The organism is Amycolatopsis keratiniphila subsp. keratiniphila, from assembly GCF_001620365.2.
GTDB classification, from domain to species: domain Bacteria; phylum Actinomycetota; class Actinomycetes; order Mycobacteriales; family Pseudonocardiaceae; genus Amycolatopsis; species Amycolatopsis keratiniphila.
On sequence record NZ_LQMT02000039.1, the window covers coordinates 198,355 to 215,140 of the forward strand.

The window sequence follows — 16,786 nt, forward strand, 5'->3', positions numbered from 1 at the left end:
TCATCGCGCCCGGTTCGGGAAACGCGGCTCCGCGCGGAACGACGGCGGCTCACCGGCGGCGCGGCGGGCCAGCTCGTCCTCCCACATCTTGAAGGTGCGCTTGCGAAGTGCCTTGATCAACGCCGATTCCTGCGGTTCCACGCGCCGGTTCTCGCTCTTGGCCTGCCGGTAGAGGCCGTCGATGGTCTCGTACAACGCGAAGATCGGACCGTCGCCTTTGAGTTCGTACGCGCGGGCTCGTTCGGTCTCCTGGACGAATTTCTCCTCGGGCACCTTGCTGATGTCCGAACTCGCCATCGCCCGCAGGACCTCGCGCACGTGCTCCGGCTTTTCGTCGAACTCGCCGGAGCTCAGGTTGAGGAGGTAACCCGTCAGGCCACCGTCGGGAGTCGACTCGACGCGGTACGTCTTCCCGAAGTACGTGTAGAAGGACGGTGTCTGGATCACGTGTTCTCCTCCGGCGGCAGGCCCTTGCGGAGACCGGCCATGAACTTCTCCCGGACCCGGTCCATCAGCGCCGCTTCCAGCAGGGCCTGCTCCGGGGACAACCGCTTCTTGTTGTCCGCGTCCAGTGTCCGGTTGTACGTCGGGAAGTCGCGGCGGACCTCGTACAAGGCGTGTTCGTAGGCCGAAACGGTGTCGATATGCCGCAGGTGCAGCCTCAGTTCGGCGACATGCCCGTTCGGCAGCCGGACATTCATCTGCAGATCGCGGTACCCGCTGTCCTGCGGATTCGCGAACCGGTCGTCGAAGCTGACGATCCGGAGATCCGGATCGGCCATCACCGCGTTCAGCGCGTTGTAGACGTCGGCCAGCGTGTCGAACTGGATCTTCACACCCACCAGGTCGGTGAGTTTCGACGCGTCGCCGTCGTAGCCCGCGATCTTCGCTTTCGCGCGGTCGTCGTCCTTCGGGCCGGGACGCCCTGAAGACTCGCCGTTGTTCTCCTCCGCGATCCGTTCGGCGATCCGGTTGAGATCGCCCTGGTTCCGCGGCCACGCCGCCCGTTCGGCGTCGAGGAATTCCTGGATCTTCGCGGCATCGCCCTTGTCCGCGCGATCGAAGCCGGCGTGGTACTGGTCGCCGGGGTCCACGTCGGCGGCGATGTCCGCCGCCGTGTTCGCGAGGTCCCGCTGCTCCTGCGTCAGCGGCGTGTCGCCGGGGCCGTCCTCACGGACGTCGTCGATCATCTGGTAGCCGCGTTCCTCGACGTCACGCAGGGCGTCTTCGAGGATCGGGATGGCCTCCGGGTGCAGCAGCAGGCTGCCGATCGTCATCGGGTTGTTCAGCAGCGAAGCCCGCAGGTACGCGTTGTCGGGGTGCTCCATCAGCCGGACGAGTTCCGGATGCGCGGGCAGGTGCTCGCGGATGAAGTCCCGCATCGGCCCGACGTCGTGCTTGACGCCGTTTTCGTCCTCGTGGACGGCCCGCTTCTTGTCCGGGTCGAGTCCGTCCACCGCGGCCGCGACCTCGGGATCGTTCAGGAACCGTTCGGCGTCGGCCCGGGGCTGCTCGTCGTGGGCCATGCCGTAGCCCGCGTCGTGCGGCGGCGTCACGATCGGACGGCCGTCCGGCCCGATCCGCGACGGCTGCACGTCGGGCGTGTCTTCCCTGGCGTAGGCGATCCGCGGGTCGACTGGCTGCGCGGCCGGGCCCTCCGGGACACCGACGTGCATCAGCTTCATGCTCAGCGGCGGATGCGGCAGGTTCATCAGCGCACCCGACTGCGGGTCGATGAACGCGACACCGTCACGCGTGTTCGCCACCATCGCGACGTGGCCGCGCTCGACACCGTTCTCGTCGAGGTACTTCACCGCGACGACCGCGTGGTGGTCGGTCGGCATGCCGCGCATCTCGCGGATCACGGTGTCGTAGTCGGCGCGGTCGGAGAACTGCCCGCCGAACCGCTCTTCGACGTGCTCCAGCGTGCCGCGGCTGTCCATCTCGTGCACGAGCAGCGGGTCGGCGGTCGAATCGATGCCGTTCAGCCGGTCCATGTACGCGCCCGGAGTGCGGGTGCAGTTGGAGCGGTAGCCGTTCGCGAGCGCGTCGGGGTCGTTGAAATGCGGGTTGACCTCGCCGAGCCGCGGGTGCCGGTCGGCGATGTACGCGGCCTGCTGCTCGGGGCTCGCCGAACCGGCGTGGATCGCCGGTTCGCTCGGCGGGTTCGTCGCGACCGCCATCGACGAGTAGTCCCGCTCGGGGGTGGGCAGCTCGATCGTGTCGTCGGTGACGGGCTGCTCGCCGTACTCGGGTCCCTTGTCGGCGTCCGCGACCGTGTGCTGTGCCGGGTTCTCCGTGGTGACGTGCGGGGTCTGCGGCTCGTCGAAGCCGCCGAGGCGCGCCATCGACTGCGCCTGGGCGAGACGCGCGAGTTCCGGCGCCTCCGCGGCGTGCCGGGCCCGCCGCTCGTCCATCTTCTGCTTGGCGGTCTCGGGGTCGAGGTAGCGCGGGTCGCCGGGAGTGACCTCTTCGGCGTGGATGACCCACTTCGGCCGGTCGACCAGCGGCGGAGTCTTGAACTCCTTGCTGTGCACGTAAAGCTGCGTGGCCGGCTTGTTGATGGCCTCGTTCTCGCCGGGGTTCTCGGCGAGCGACGAGACGTCCTTGCCCGTCTTCGAGACGATGTGGATCTCGACGTCCTGGCCGAATTTCGACTTCGTGTCCGGCGACGTCTTGATCGTGGAGCTGGTCATGGTCGGCTCGGGGACGGTCTGCCCCGGCTCGTAGTGCGCCGCCATGATCGCGGCGGCCTGCATGTCGCCCTTGGTGTCGATGCCGCGGATGGCCTCACCGTGGAAGTCCGGCAGCTCGTTGAGCGCGCCGACGATCGCCCGGGTGCTGCGCTGGGCGTTCTCGAAGTCGGGGTGCGACTCACCCTTGCGGTTGGCTTCGTTGATCGCGTAGGCGTGTTCGCGCGAGTACGAGTAGATCGCTTCGGCGGCTTCGGGTGAGACGCGGTCCTTCAGCGGGCTTGCTTCAAGACGCTTAAGCGCCTTTTCGCGGGCCTGCTCGGCGAGTTCGGCGCTGTCGTAGCGGTCACGGAGGCTCTTGTGATCCTCAGGCGTGCCACGGAAGTTCTCGTCGCCGAGATAGCTCTCGTCGATTCGCGTGGGCGTTTCTTCCGGGCCCTTGAGCCGCTCGGCGATGTCGAGTTCGGTCTTGGGCGCCTGCTCCTGGACCGGGGTTTCCGTATGCGTGCGCTCCGGTGCTTCCGGCGTGTGCGGAGCGTCAGGAGCCTCACTGCCGCCCATCGGCATCGCCTTGATCGACGTCGGATCGTCGGGCAGCGTCGCGAGCCGCCCGGTCATCGGGTCGGCGAAGACCACGCCGTGCGGCGTGTTCACCGCGGCGACGATGCGCGTCTCGATCCGGTCCTTCGACCGCGGCGAGCCCTCCGGCGCGTTCGGATCGGCGGGGGCGTGATGCTCGAACGCCACCGCGGTCCGCGCGCCGACCGGACGTTCGCCCAGCTCACGGGCGATGTCGGCGAAACCGTTCCGATCCGACCACTGCCCGCCGAGCCGGTCGCTGACGTGCTGCAGCGGCGAACCAGCCGTCGACGGCCCCGCGACGGCGTCGCCACCGTTCATCCGGTTCTCGAACGCGACCAGTGCCTCGGCCGAGTTCGTCTGGTAGCCGTCCTTCCACGATTCGGGCGCGTAGTAGTTGCGGGTGTTGGCCTCGCCGATCGCGGGCAGTTCGTCCATGACCAGCCGGACCTGCTGGTGCGGCGTCTCGGTCGAACCGGCGTGGATGACCGGCGTCCCACCCTCTTCGAGCGGCTTCGCCAGCTCGGACCAGCCACCGTCGGGAGCGTGCTCCCTCGGCGGCTTCGGGGTCTCCCTGGCCGGGGCGTCGGTGGCGTCGATCCAGCCACCCTTGCCGTCGGCCAGCTTGGTTTCGAGCCCGCCGAGACCCTGGTTCTGGAACAGCTCCGGGTGATCGCGGCGCAGCTGTGCTTCCTGGTCGGCGGCTTCCTGCGCCAGCCGCTCCTGCACGGCGTTGTTGTACTCACGCCGTTCCGCGACCTTCTGCTGCACCTGCTCCGCGGTCAGGTGGCCGTCGTCGCCCTTGACGACCTCCTCGCATTCGACGATCCACTTCGGCAGGTCGTTCGGCGAACCGTCGTCGAGGCGCTTCTTGTAGTCCGGGTGGTCGGGATGCCCCGGGCCCATCTTGACGTCGGTGACGCGCAGCTGCGTCGCCGACTTCATCAGCACTTCGCGTTCGTCCTTTTTGGACGCGAGGTCTTCGATGTGGCGCCCGGTCTTCGACTGGATGCGCATCTCGACTTCGCCGGGGAAGTTGCTGCGCGGATGCTCGGGCGTGACCCGCGACGTGCTCAGCATCTGCGGGTCGACGATGACCTTGCCCTCGGCGTGCGCTTCGAGGAAGGCCCGGATCGCGCTTTCGTTGCCGTTGAAGTTCACCCGCCGCGAGACGAGGCCCTCGTAAGCGGGCATCTCGTTGAGGCCCGAGGTGATCGCCTCGATATGCGGCCGGAGCGCGTCCAGCTCGGGGCCGCCGTGGCGCTGGGCGTGCGTGATCCGCTCGGCCATGTCGGTACGCGTGTAGCTGTGCACCGCGTACGCGCCCTGATCCGACATTTCCTTGACACGCGGGTCTTCGTGGGCGTCGCGTTTGGCGAGGCCTTCGCGGCGGACCTGCTCGCTCCGCGCTTCCCCGGTGTCCTTGTCGAAACCGCGTTTGTCGATCTGCGTCTCGGCGAGCGCGCGGTAGGCGGCGGGATCGTCCGTGTGGAAGTCCGGGTCGGTCAGGTACGGCTCGTCGATGGTCGGCTTGTCGTCGGGCGTTGGCGCGTCGGTGTCCTTGGGGCTCTCGACGTCCTTCGGCGTCTCGGTGTCCTTGGGGACTTCCGTGTCCTTGGGGGCCTCGACGTCCTTCGGCGCCTGGGTGTCCTTCGGGAGCTCGGTGTCCTTGGGCGCGTTCGCGCCGTGGTCCTGAGGCACCTGCCGCGGCGCGTGCTCCACCGGCCGCACCGGCGGCTGCTGCTGCGGCGGACGCTGGGGCCCCGCGTTCGGGTCGTGGCCAGGACGCGGTGACGGCACCTGCGGCGGACGCTGCGGACCACCGAAACGCGGCGGCTCGGCACCGGGCGGCATCGGCCGTCCGGGCTGCTGTCCGGGACGTCCCGGCTGACCGGGGTGGTGCCCGGGCGGAGGCGGCGGCATCGGGCCGCGGTTGCCGGGGAACGGACCGTTGCCCGGGTGCTGGGGTCGCGGCGGAGGCGGCGGGTAGCCCCCCGGACCGCGGTTGCCCGGAGGCGGTCCGGGCGGAGGTGTCTGCGGGCGCGGCGGAACCCCGCCGTTCGGCCCCGGACCAGGTCCGGGCCTGCCCTGGTAACCCTGGGGCGGCCTCGGCGGACCCTGCGGACCAGGGGGCTGCGGTGGTTGCTGAGGACGCTGACGCGGTCCGCGGTCCTGCGGATGTCCACCCTGGCCGGGATGCTGCTGCGGTGGACGGGGGCCCATCGGACCCGGCTGACCCTGCGGTCCTCGCGGTGGCATGGGGCCGCCACCACCGGGCGGAGGCGGCGCGAACCCACCCGGAGGCGGCGGCTGCATCGGCTGCTGACCCTGGAAGGGCATCGGCGCGGGCGGCTGGTCGAACCGCGGCTGCTGCGGTCCGCCGTTGCTCGCGAAACCCGCGGCCTGGACGCCGTCGTTCGGCCGGGGAGGCCGGGATGGGTCGTGCCCGGGAGGCGGGAAACCGCCGCCGGGGGTGGGCCCGTTGCCGCCGGGCGTCATGCCGTAACCGCCTGACGGAGCGGGCGAGCTCGAACCCGGGTTCGACGCCATGCCGTATCCGCCCGAACTCGACGGCGCGCCCGTGGAAGCGGCCGGCGGCATCGCGCTGGATGGCGAAGGACTCGGTGCCGGACCGGACGCCGGTCCCGGTGCCGGGCTCGGCGCGGGACCCGAAGCCGGCGCTTGCGACTGGGCGGCGGGTGCCTGTTGCTGATTACCCGCCGCGGCTTGCTGCTGACCGGATCCGTTGTCGGCGGCGGCCGCTGGGGCGTTCTGGTGGGTCTGCGCCGCACGCTGACCGTCCCCGGTGTTCGCCGGGGCGTCGGCCGGACGTTCCGGAGCCTGCGTCGACGACTGGCTGACCCGGTCGCTCTCCGCCGTCCGCTGCGGGCCGCTCTCGGAACGCGGCTGCGGATCGCCGGAGCCGTCCGAACCCCGGCTCGAAGCCGCCTGACCGTCCGAAGTGGACCGCGGTGCCGGATCCGGCGAGGAGTCCGACCGCGAAGAGGAACCGGAATCCGATGAAGAACGCGGTTCCGCCGAAGTGCCCGAATCCGAGGAGGAGCCAGAGTCCGAGGAGGAGCGCGAGTCCGAGGAGGAACTCGAATCCGAAGAATCCGAAGAAGAAGAGCGCGAGTCCGAAGACCCCGGAGTACGCGAACCCGTCCCCGCATCCCCGGTATCCACATCCGGCGTGGAAGGACCCGAATCGCCGGGCGTGTTCGCGGCCTTGATGTCGCCGATCTGGCTCTTCGCCCCGTCGACACCCCCGCCGACCGCTCCGCCGGACGCGCCCATCAGCACGTCCTTGGCCGAAAGCTTGTCCAGGTCACCGGTGACGGCGGCCTGCCCGACCGTGCTGGCGACGCCTTCGGCCGCGCCGCGCACGGCACCCCGCGCCGCGCTGTCGACGATCTGGCCGCCGACGCTGTCGGAAAGTCCCTTGGTGGCGCCCTTGCCGATACTGCTGCTGCCCGCGCCCACCACACCGTCGACGGCGCCGCTGATCGCGGAATCCTTGGTCTTGCTGAAATCCCAGCTGTCGCGGTCGCCCTTGGCCATCTGCAGGCCCTGGATCCCCGCGTCCATGGCGAGGTTCATCGCCGTGTTCTGCAGGACTTCCTTGCCGATCTTCTTCAGGCCCTCCTTGAGAAGTTTCTCCAGGAGTTCCTTCGCGACCTTCTTGAAGCCTTCCTGCGCGAGCTTCTGCATCAGCTGGCGGAAGATCATCTGGACGGTCATGCGGGTGGCGATCTGCGCCGGCGCGATCCCGGCCGTCGAACCGCCGAACGTCACCGCTGCGGCCGCGATCATCGCGACGATCTGCGCGGCCAGGATCACCAGCGAGATGATGATCATGTACTTCGTGTACTCGACGTCCAGCGCGGTCGCGTTGCACGAGTCGCCGAGCGCCTTCGACGAATCGGCGAGCGACTTGAAGTACGCCTCGTCGCCCTCGACGAACTTCTTCCAGGCCTCGGCGAACTTTTCCGCGCCCTGACCGCTCCAGCCGCCGAGGACCTCGGTGGCGCCCTTGGTCGCGGTGTCGGCGATCGGCTGGATCGCCTTCGAGGCGTTGTGCCAGGCGTCGCGCAGTTCGCGGAGCTTGTCCTCGTCGCCTTCGGGCCAGCTTTCCCCGACGACGATCGGCAAGAGCCACTTGACCGCGTCGGGCATCTCCATACCCACGGCGCTAGACCTTCTTGTCCAGCGTCGACTTGATCTCTTCCTCGGCGTTCGTGAACGCGGTCATCGACCGTTCGACGTTGTGCTGCATCCCCCGCAGCGCCTCGACGACGTTCGCGAATCCCTCGGACGAGCCCTGCGCGCCCGGCTCGTAGTCCTTCGCGAACTCCTTGCCCGCGTCGTCGTCGCCCCAGCACGCGCCGAGCGAATTCATCGCGGCCAGCAGTTCCTTGCCCGCCTCGTCCAGCTGGTCCGCGGCGATCCCCAGTTTGGCCGCGGCCGATTTCACCGCGTCCGGGTCCGCGGTGAACCCGGCGCCACCCCCACCGTTCGGCATCAGACTCCCCTGGTCAGCCAGCTCGAGGGCGGCTCTTCCTCATCGTCGTCCTGCTGACGCACCCGTTTCGGAACCGGTTTCGGTGTCGGCGGGGCAGGCGGCGGAGGCGGCGGTGCGTCCTCCTTGATCATCAGCGGGGCGTCGAAGTCTTCGTCGGACTTCGCCGGTGCCTCTTCCTCTTCGGCCGCGAGGAAGTCCGGGATGGCCGGCATCAGCCCTTGGAGCGAAGGCGCGCCTTCGATGAGGTCCGAGAGGTCCGGCAGCCCTTCGGTGATCGGGGCCATCAGCTCGGCGACCTGCTGCTTGACCTGCAGCGATCCCTGGCGGACCAGGGTCAGCACGGTGTTGGCCAGCTGTGCGGGGTTGGTGCGCTCGAAGGCGTTCGGCTGGATCTCGAGCTTGGCCAGGGTGCCGGTCGCGTCGATGGTGGCGCGGACGAGGCCGTCCTGCGAGACCACCGTCGCCGACGTCTGCGAAGCGGCTTCCTGCGCGTCCCGGAGCTGGGCCGTCTGGCGCTCGAACTGTTCGAGCAGCGTGTCGACCTGGTCCTTCATGGCGGCATTGCGCGCTTCGAGGCGTGCGCTGTCGTCGCCGGCCGTCGTCACTTGAGCCCCCGCTGGTGCTGGATCCCGGGCATACGCCACCCGGTGTCGGTAAGCGTCACCCTAATGCCAACGCTTGCGTCATATCACCGGATCTGGCGTTTTCGCACGGCGAGCAGATGACCGGCCGCTCCCGCCAGGTAGAGGACGGTCGCCGTGACGAGCAGTTCCGGTGAGCGGCCGTCGGCCGGGATCACCGTCGCGGCCAGCGAGACCGCGACGACCTGGGTGATGTTGAAAAGCGTGTCGTAGAGCGCGAAGACCCGTCCCCTCGCTTCGTCGGCGACGTCGAGCTGCACCGAGGAATCGACGGACAGTTTCAGCACCTGCCCGGCGCCGGTCACCAGGAACGCCGCGAGCAACGCGGTGGGGATCGCCATCGGCAGGCCGAGCGCGGATTGCGCGACCGCCGCCAGCACCAGCGCCCCCACCACGACGCGGACCCTGCCGAACCGCTCGATCAGCCGGGCGGTCAGCAATCCGGCGACGAGGATCCCGGCACCGGCGAACGCCGCCATCTGGCCCAGCCCCGTCATCCCGGCGGCGAAGTGGTTGCGCATCAACAGCACGGTCACCAGCAGCGAGATGCCGTACGACGCGCGATGGGCGAACAGCGCGACGAACCCGGCCGTGACGCTGGGCGTGCGCCAGGCCGCCTTCGCGCCGTCGGCCAGGCCGCGGGCAACGGCTAGGGCAGGGTTCGACGGCTCGTCGACCGTCGACGGCCCGAGCAGCCCGCGCGCGAATCCGGCGGCGAGGACGGCGGCGCCGATCCCGCCCAGCGCGGCGACGGCGGTGACCCAGGCGGAACCGGCGTCGTCCGCGCCGGTCAGCGCCCGGAGGCCGATCGCGCAGCCGCCGCCGACGACGGCGAGCACCGAACCCCAGGTGGCCGCGAAGGCGTTCGCGGCCACCACGGACTTCTCTTCGACGACGTGAGGGAGCGACGCGGACAGACCCGAGCCGATGAACCGCGAGATGCCTTCGGAGGCCAAGGCGAGGGAAAAGAGCCCGATCCCGGCCACACCCGTGCCCACGGCGACGGCCGTCGCGAGGATGGTGGCCGACCGCAGCAGGCTCGCGAAGATCAAGACCTTGCGGCGATCCCAGCGGTCGAGCAGCGCGCCCGCGAACGGGCCGACGATCGAGTACGGCAGCAGCAGCGCCGCGAACCCGCCCGCCATGGCGAGCGCGTCGGCGGCGCGTTCGGGGTTGAAGAGGACGGCGCCGGCCAGCCCGGCCTGGTACATGCCGTTGCCCCAGTGCGCGGAAAACCGCGTGAACAGCAGTCGGAGGAAGTCACGGTCGCGGACGAACGCCCTGGTGGGCGCCGTGGCGGTGGTCGTCACGGCACCAGCCTATTGAAGGTGGCCGATGCGCTTTGAGGTCGCCTCTCGGCGGCTATGCGCAGTGTGGCTCCAGCCGGACGGTATTCCACAAAGGCGGTTCTTCAGTGAGCCCGGGGGACACGGAAAGCGCACCGACCGTTGTGTCCAACGGTGCTCGTGATGCTGTTGTTCCCAGAGCCGGACGATTTGTCTCCGCTCGAAGTGGGATCATGGCGGACGTGCCAGCGGACGCCGAGGTCGAACCGGGAACGCTCCTGGTCGCCGCCCCCACGATGTTCGATCCCAACTTCAGGCGGACCGTCGTGTTCGTCATCGATCACCGGGACGAGGGAACGCTCGGCGTCGTGCTCAACCGGCCGAGTGACGTGCCGGTGTACGACGTGCTCCCGAACTGGGGCGGGCACGTCGCCGAGCCGCAGTCGGTGTTCGTCGGTGGTCCGGTCGAGAAGAAGACGGCGTTGTGCCTGGCCGCGCTGCGGACCGGCGAGACGGCGTCGAGCGTGCCCGGCGTGATCGCCGTCCGCGGCCCGGTCGCGCTGGTCGACCTCGACACCGATCCCGAGATCCTGGTGCCGAAGGTCCGCGGCGTGCGGGTGTTCGCCGGGTACGCGGGCTGGGATTCCGGCCAGTTGGCGAACGAGATCGAACGCGACGACTGGGTGATCGTCCCGGCGCTGCCGAGTGACGTCCTCGCCTCGCCGCACCAGGACCTGTGGGGTCAGGTGCTGCGGCGGCAGGGAATCCCGCTGGCGCTGCTGGCCACCCATCCGGGAGACCTCCAGCGTAATTAGGCGGTGGCGGTGTCGGCCTTCTTGAAGACACCGCAGGTGCCGCAAGCGCAGCCACTGCAGCCGGCGGGCCGCTCCGGTTCGGGCTCCGGCACCGTCGCGGCGGCGCGGTTGCCGAGCACTCCCCCGGCCGCGACCAGGGCGACCAGCCCGACCACGCCCACGAACGAGGCCAGCAGCAGCCCGAAGGTCGTCGGCATGACCAGCGCGGCGATCCCCGCGAGCACGGCGATCACGCCGCCCGCCAGCGTCGGGACCCCGGCGACCTTGTTGCCGAGCCGGAAGGCGTCTTCGCTGCGCATCGTGGCGGCGGTGCGCACGCCGGCGCCGCGGTCACGCGGCAGCTTCTCACGCAGGCCGAGGAACCCACCCCAGCCGACGAGGACACCCAGCACGATCGGGACCAGCGCTATGACGAACACTCCACGAGGATAAGCGTGACGTCCCGGCAACCTGCCGGATACCCTGATCGACTGTGCTACAGGCCATGTCACGCCGAGTTCTCACTGCCGCCCTGATCGGGGCCGTTCCCCTCACCCTGATGGCCGCACCGGCCGCCGAAGCGGGTCACCGTCCGCTTCGCCTGATCGGGGAACAGATCGTCCCGAACGCCCTGCCCTACGAGGGCACCGTCGTCGGTGGCCTGTCCAGCATCGATTACGACCCCCGCACCGGCGAGTACGCGCTGATCTGCGACGACCGCTCCGCCCTCAACCCGGCGCGCTTCTACACGGCGAAGTTCTCCCTCGACGCCAAAGGGCTCGGCCCGGTGACCTTCACCGGCACCAAGCCGCTCTTGCGTCCCGACGGCACGCCGTACCCGCCGCTCGCGAAGAACGATCCCGCGCAGCCGCCGAACATGCAGACGATCGACCCCGAAGAGCTGCGCGTCGACCCCTGGACCGGCCAGTACGTCTGGTCGCAGGAGGGCGAACGGTCGGCGGCGGCGCTGATCGACCCGTCGATCCGTGAGGCGAAGCGCGACGGCGCGTACGTCCGTGACCTGCCGATTCCCGCCAACGAGAAGATGACCGCGACGGCAGGGCCGCGGCAGAACCTCGCGCTCGAAGGCCTCACCTTCGCGGGCTTCGGCTCGCTGGTCGCCAGCTCGGCCGAGGGGCCGCTGCTTCAGGACGGCCCGGAGGCGAACACCACGTCGGGCGCCCTTTCGCGCATCACCGTCCAGTCGCGGTTCGGGCCGGTCCTCGCGCAGTACGCGTACCCGCAGGAGAAGGTCTTCGCGTCGCCGAACCCGCCCGGCGCGTTCGCGACCACCGGCATCTCGTCGCTGCTGGCCGTCGACCAGGCCGATCCGACGCGCTACCTGGTGATGGAGCGGTCGTTCGTCACCGGTGTCGGCAACAAGATCCGCATCTACGAAATCGACACCAAGGGCGCCACGAACATCCTGAACACGCCCTCCCTCGCCGACGCGAAGAAGGTCAAGCCGGTCAAGAAGCGCCTGCTCGCGGATCTCGCGGACTTCAAGCTGTCCACGGTGGACAACGTCGAGGGCATGACCTGGGGCCCGCGCCTCCCGAACGGGGAGCGCAGCCTGGTCCTGGTCAGCGACAACAACTTCTCCGCGACCCAGGTGACCCAGTTCATCGCTCTGGCGGTCCCCTCGGAACGCCTTTGACCTGGGCGTTAAACTGGACCCATGAACACGGCTCGGCTGCTCCTTAGCCTGCCGCGCTGAACTCGGTCGAACGGCCGGGACCAGCGCGGCGACCCCTCATGCCCTCCGGGCTGAGGGGTCGAGTTGTTTCTGGAGTGGCTTGACGTGGATGAGCACGGAGGATTTCGGCGATGAACCAGGCGAGCGAAGGCGCCGACGCGGCCCCTCAGCACCGCTACACCGCGGAGCTGGCGGGCCAGATCGAGCAGCGTTGGCAGGACTACTGGTCCGACCACGGCACCTACCACGCACCGAACCCGGTGGGCCCGCTCGCGGACGAGAGCGGCGAGGTCCCGTCGGACAAGCTGTTCGTCCAGGACATGTTCCCGTACCCGTCGGGCTCCGGCCTGCACGTCGGGCACCCGCTGGGCTTCATCGCGACCGACGTCTTCGCGCGGTATCACCGCATGATCGGCCGCAACGTGCTGCACACGATGGGCTTCGACGCCTTCGGGCTGCCCGCCGAGCAGTACGCGGTGCAGACCGGGCAGCACCCGCGCAAGACGACCGAAGAGAACATGGAGACCTACCTGCGCCAGATCCGGCGCCTGGGCCTGGGTCACGACGAGCGTCGCCGGATTTCGACGATCGATCCGGAGTACTACAAGTGGACCCAGTGGATCTTCCTGCAGATCTTCAACTCCTGGTACGACGAAAAGGCGGGCAAGGCCCGGCCGATCGTCGAGCTGGAGACCGAGTACGCCCAGGACAAGCGCCGGACGCCTGACGGCCGAAACTGGTGCGAGCTGACCCGTGCCGAGCAGCTGGAGATCATCGACACGCATCGGCTGGTCTACTTCTCCGAGGCGCCGGTGAACTGGTGCCCCGGGCTGGGCACGGTGCTGTCGAACGAAGAGGTCACCGCCGACGGCCGCAGCGAACGCGGCAACTTCCCGGTGTTCCGGCGCAATCTGCGTCAGTGGATGATGCGCATCACCGCGTACGCCGACCGCCTGGTCGACGATCTGGACCTGCTGGACTGGCCCGAGAAGGTCAAGTCCATGCAGCGCAACTGGATCGGCCGTTCGCACGGCGCGCGGGTGTCGTTCGAGTCCGGCGACAAGAAGATCGAGGTCTTCACGACCCGTCCGGACACCCTGTTCGGCGCCACGTACCTGGTGGTCGCGCCCGAGCACCCGCTGGTCGACGAGCTGACCGCCGCCACGTGGCCGGAAGGCGTCGACGCGAGCTGGACCGGTGGCGCCGCCACCCCGGCCGAAGCCATCGCCGAGTACCGCGCCGCCGCTTCGCGGAAGTCCGAATTGGACCGTCAGGAGAACAAGGAGAAGACCGGCGTCTTCACCGGCTCCTACGCGGTGAATCCGGCCGACGGCAAGGAAATCCCGGTCTTCGTCGCCGACTACGTGCTGATGGGCTACGGCACCGGCGCGATCATGGCCGTCCCCGGCCAGGACACGCGCGACTGGGAGTTCGCCGAGAAGTTCGGTCTGGAGATCATCCGCACGGTCCAGCCGACGGAAGGCTTCGACGGCAAGGCGTTCACCGGAGACGGGCCCGCGATCAACTCGGGCTTCCTGGACGGAATGGGCGTCGACGAAGCCAAGAAGACGATGATCGGCTGGCTGGAGGAGAACGAGCACGGCCGCGGCACCGTCCAGTACAAGCTGCGCGACTGGCTGTTCTCGCGTCAGCGCTACTGGGGCGAGCCGTTCCCGGTGGTCTACGACGAGGACGGCCACGTCCACGCGCTGCCGGAAAGCATGCTGCCGGTCGAGCTGCCCGAGGTCGCCGACTACTCGCCCGTGACGTTCGACCCGGAGGACAAGGACAGCACGCCGTCCTCGCCGCTGGCGCGCGCCACCGACTGGGTCGAGGTCGAACTGGACCTGGGCGAGGGCAAGAAGACCTACCGCCGCGACATCAACACCATGCCGAACTGGGCGGGTTCCTGCTGGTACCAGCTGCGGTACCTGGACCCGACCAACCAGGACGTGTTCGTCGCGCCGGAGAACGAGGCGTACTGGGTCGGCCCGCGGCCCGCCGAGCACGGCGTCGACGACCCCGGCGGCACGGACCTGTACGTCGGCGGTGTCGAGCACGCGGTGCTGCACCTGCTGTACTCGCGGTTCTGGCACAAGGTGCTGTTCGACCTGGGCCACGTGTCGTCCAAGGAGCCGTACCGGAAGCTGTTCAACCAGGGTTACGTGCAGGCGTACGCGTACACCGATGCCCGAGGTGTGCACGTCCAGGCCGACCAGGTCGTGGAGCGGGACGGCAAGTTCTTCTTCGGCGACGAAGAGGTCAACCAGGAATACGGCAAGATGGGCAAGAGCCTGAAGAATGTCGTGACTCCTGACCAGATGGCCGCCGACTACGGTGCCGACACCTTCCGTTTCTACGAGATGTCGATGGGCCCGCTGGACGTCTCGCGGCCGTGGGCGACCAAGGACGTCGTCGGCGCGCAGCGCTTCCTGCAGCGCCTGTGGCGCCTGGTCGTCAACGAGGAGACCGGTGAGCTGCGTGTGTCCACCGTGGACGCCACGGACGCCGACCGCAAGCAGCTGCACAAGGCGATCGCCGGGGTCCGCGAGGACTACGCGGAGCTGCGGTTCAACACGGCCGGCGCGAAGCTGATCGAGCTGAACAACCACGTCACCAAGGTCTACGGCGGTGCCGAGGCGACTCCGCGTGAGCTGGTGGAGCCGCTGGTGCTGATGCTGGCGCCGCTGGCCCCGCACCTGGCCGAGGAGCTGTGGAAGCGCCTGGGCCACGCGGACTCCCTGGTGCACGGGCCGTTCCCGGTCGTCGACGAGAAGTACCTGGTCGAGGATTCGGTGGAGTACCCGATCCAGGTCAACGGCAAGGTGCGCTCCCGCGTCACCGTGCCCGCCGACGCGGGCAAGGACGCGGTGCAGGCGGCCGCGCTGGCCGACGAGAAGGTCGCCGCACTGGTCGGCGACGGCACCCCGCGCAAGGTGATCGTCGTGCCGGGACGGTTGGTCAACATCGTGCTGTAACGCCGTGGCCGAAAGGCGCCAGCGTCGAGGGTCATGAGGCGATTCGATGGAGTTGTTCAAGGACAACGAAATCGAACGGAGAACACCGCATGACCCTCGACGGCAAGGTGGCTTTGGTGACCGGCGGCAGCCGCGGGATCGGTGCCGCCACGGCGATCCGGCTCGCCGAGGACGGCGCCGACGTCGCGCTCACCTACCAGAACAACGCCGAACTCGCGGCCGGTGTCGTGGACAAGATCAAGGCGCTCGGCCGCCGCGCGCTGGCCATCCAGGCCGACAGCGCCGACGCCGCGGCCGTGGTCTCCGCGGTCGACACCGCGGTCGCCGAATTCGGCAGGCTCGACGTGCTGGTCAACAACGGGGGCGTCGGCTTCGTCGGCCCGCTCGACCAGACGAGCCTGGAGGACATCGACCGCGTGCTCGCGGTCAACGTCCGCGGTGTCTACGTGGCCACCCAGGCCGCTGCCCGGCACCTCGGCGACGGCGGCCGCGTGATCAGCATCGGCAGCTGTGTCTCGGACCGGGTGCCCGGCCCCGGGATGTCGCTGTACGCGGTGAGCAAGACCGCGCTGCTGGGCATGACCAAGGGCCTGGCCAGGGAACTGGGGCCGCGCGGCATCACGGTGAACATCGTCCACCCCGGCCCGACCGACACCGACATGAACCCGGCCGACGGCCCGTACGCCGCCGACCAGCGGAGCCTGACGGCGTTCGACCGCTACGGTTCGCCGTCGGAGGTCGCCGCCACCGTGTCGTTCCTGGCACGGCCGGAAAGCAAGTACGTGACCGGCTCGACCGTCTCGGTCGACGGCGGGCACGCGGCGTAGCTACTCGGTGGACAGGCCGATCTCGCGCGCGAGATCGGCCAGCATCGCGTCGAAGAGGACGTCCGGTTTCGAGAACGGGATCGGGTAGTTGCCGAAGACCTCGAGCGTGACGTGCCCGTAGAGCCGGGCCCAGAACTGGATCATCAGGTACGTCACGCCGAGGTCGAGCTTTTCGAGCGGGAACGTCGCCCCGGACTCCTTCAGCACGGCGAGCAGTTCTTCTTGGAACGACGTGAGATCGTCGCGCAGCTCGGCCGGGACCACGTCGTTCGACGGCGTCACCAGATCGTGCATCGCGAGCACCCGCCCAGCCGCCGCCAGGAAGATCCGCCCGAACGGCTCGCCCAGCCTGCTCAACGTGTCGTCGCCCGCCGGCGACGCGAAGACCAGCGTGAACTCCTTGGTGTGCGCGAGCGCCCAGCGCCGGAATCCCTTGCAGATGGCGAAAAGCTGCAGCGCGCCCTCGTCCGGCAGCTGCGCGATGTCCTCGGCGAGCTCGGCCGCAAGATCCGCCACGACGTCCGCGCGCAGATGCTCGACCAGATCGTCGCGGGACCCGTAGTAGCGATACAACGCCGGCGCCGTGATGCCGAGCTCGCGCGCGATCGCCCGCAGGGTCACGGCCTCCGGCCCCTGCTCGACCAGGAGCGCCCGCGCCGTCCGGCGGATGTCCTGATCGGTCGCGGCCCGCTCGCGACCCCTGCGGCCGGTGTTCGTCATCCGGGCATTCTAGGTGGTCAGTACGGGATTCGCGGCAAATGGACCACTCC

At 69.3% G+C, this 16,786-nt stretch carries 11 protein-coding genes; 4 read left to right on the top strand and 7 right to left on the bottom strand.

Translation table 11 applies throughout. The annotated features are described in order from the left end of the window. The 5 genes from AVR91_RS36305 to AVR91_RS36325 form a co-directional block, all read right to left on the bottom strand. Positions 1-447 (bottom strand): hypothetical protein, encoded by a 447-nt coding sequence (locus AVR91_RS36305; protein WP_063274160.1) that lies wholly within the window; start codon positions 445-447, stop codon positions 1-3. Continuing rightward, entirely contained in the window at positions 444-7,454 is a 7,011-nt protein-coding gene (locus tag AVR91_RS44365; protein ID WP_063274159.1) for a WXG100-like domain-containing protein, read from the bottom strand. Before AVR91_RS44365 ends, AVR91_RS36305 begins: the two co-directional genes overlap by 4 nt. A 10-nt stretch (positions 7,455-7,464) precedes the next feature. Continuing rightward, positions 7,465-7,794 (bottom strand): WXG100 family type VII secretion target, encoded by a 330-nt coding sequence (locus AVR91_RS36315; RefSeq protein WP_063274158.1) that lies wholly within the window; start codon positions 7,792-7,794, stop codon positions 7,465-7,467. Further along, entirely contained in the window at positions 7,794-8,399 is a 606-nt protein-coding gene (locus AVR91_RS36320; protein WP_063274157.1) for a YbaB/EbfC family nucleoid-associated protein, read from the bottom strand. The genes AVR91_RS36315 and AVR91_RS36320 overlap by 1 nt, the downstream gene beginning before the upstream one ends. A gap of 83 nt (positions 8,400-8,482) precedes the next feature. Continuing rightward, complete coding sequence (locus tag AVR91_RS36325) at positions 8,483-9,745, bottom strand: MFS transporter (RefSeq protein WP_063274156.1); 1,263 nt, start codon at positions 9,743-9,745, stop codon at positions 8,483-8,485. A gap of 209 nt (positions 9,746-9,954) precedes the next feature. Here AVR91_RS36325 and AVR91_RS36330 point away from each other — a divergent pair, with 209 nt between their 5' ends. Next, positions 9,955-10,536, top strand: coding sequence for a YqgE/AlgH family protein (locus tag AVR91_RS36330; RefSeq protein ID WP_063274155.1), 582 nt, complete (start codon positions 9,955-9,957; stop codon positions 10,534-10,536). On the opposite strand, the gene AVR91_RS36335 is transcribed toward AVR91_RS36330, so the two are convergent. Beyond that, a complete protein-coding gene (locus AVR91_RS36335; RefSeq protein WP_016338326.1) occupies positions 10,533-10,955 on the bottom strand; it encodes an SdpI family protein in 423 nt (140 codons plus the stop codon). The two genes, AVR91_RS36330 and AVR91_RS36335, sit on opposite strands and share 4 nt — an antisense overlap. Before the next feature lie 65 nt (positions 10,956-11,020). Between AVR91_RS36335 and AVR91_RS36340 the strand changes: the two genes are divergently transcribed. The 3 genes from AVR91_RS36340 to AVR91_RS36350 all read left to right on the top strand — a co-directional run bounded on the left by AVR91_RS36340 (position 11,021) and on the right by AVR91_RS36350 (position 16,016). Next, positions 11,021-12,172, top strand: a complete 1,152-nt coding sequence (locus AVR91_RS36340; RefSeq protein WP_063274154.1) for an esterase-like activity of phytase family protein — start codon at positions 11,021-11,023, stop codon at positions 12,170-12,172. A gap of 170 nt (positions 12,173-12,342) precedes the next feature. Then, entirely contained in the window at positions 12,343-15,189 is a 2,847-nt protein-coding gene (gene leuS, locus AVR91_RS36345) for a leucine--tRNA ligase (protein WP_063274153.1), read from the top strand. Positions 15,190-15,278: 89 nt separating this feature from the next. After that, the gene (locus AVR91_RS36350) at positions 15,279-16,016 is read left to right on the top strand and encodes an SDR family oxidoreductase (protein WP_016338323.1); all 738 of its coding nucleotides are present in this window, start codon (positions 15,279-15,281) and stop codon (positions 16,014-16,016) included. Here AVR91_RS36350 and AVR91_RS36355 read toward each other — a convergent pair whose 3' ends face one another. Continuing rightward, on the bottom strand, positions 16,017-16,736 hold the full coding sequence (locus AVR91_RS36355) for a TetR/AcrR family transcriptional regulator (protein WP_063274152.1): 720 nt from the start codon (positions 16,734-16,736) through the stop codon (positions 16,017-16,019). Positions 16,737-16,786 lie beyond the last annotated feature (50 nt).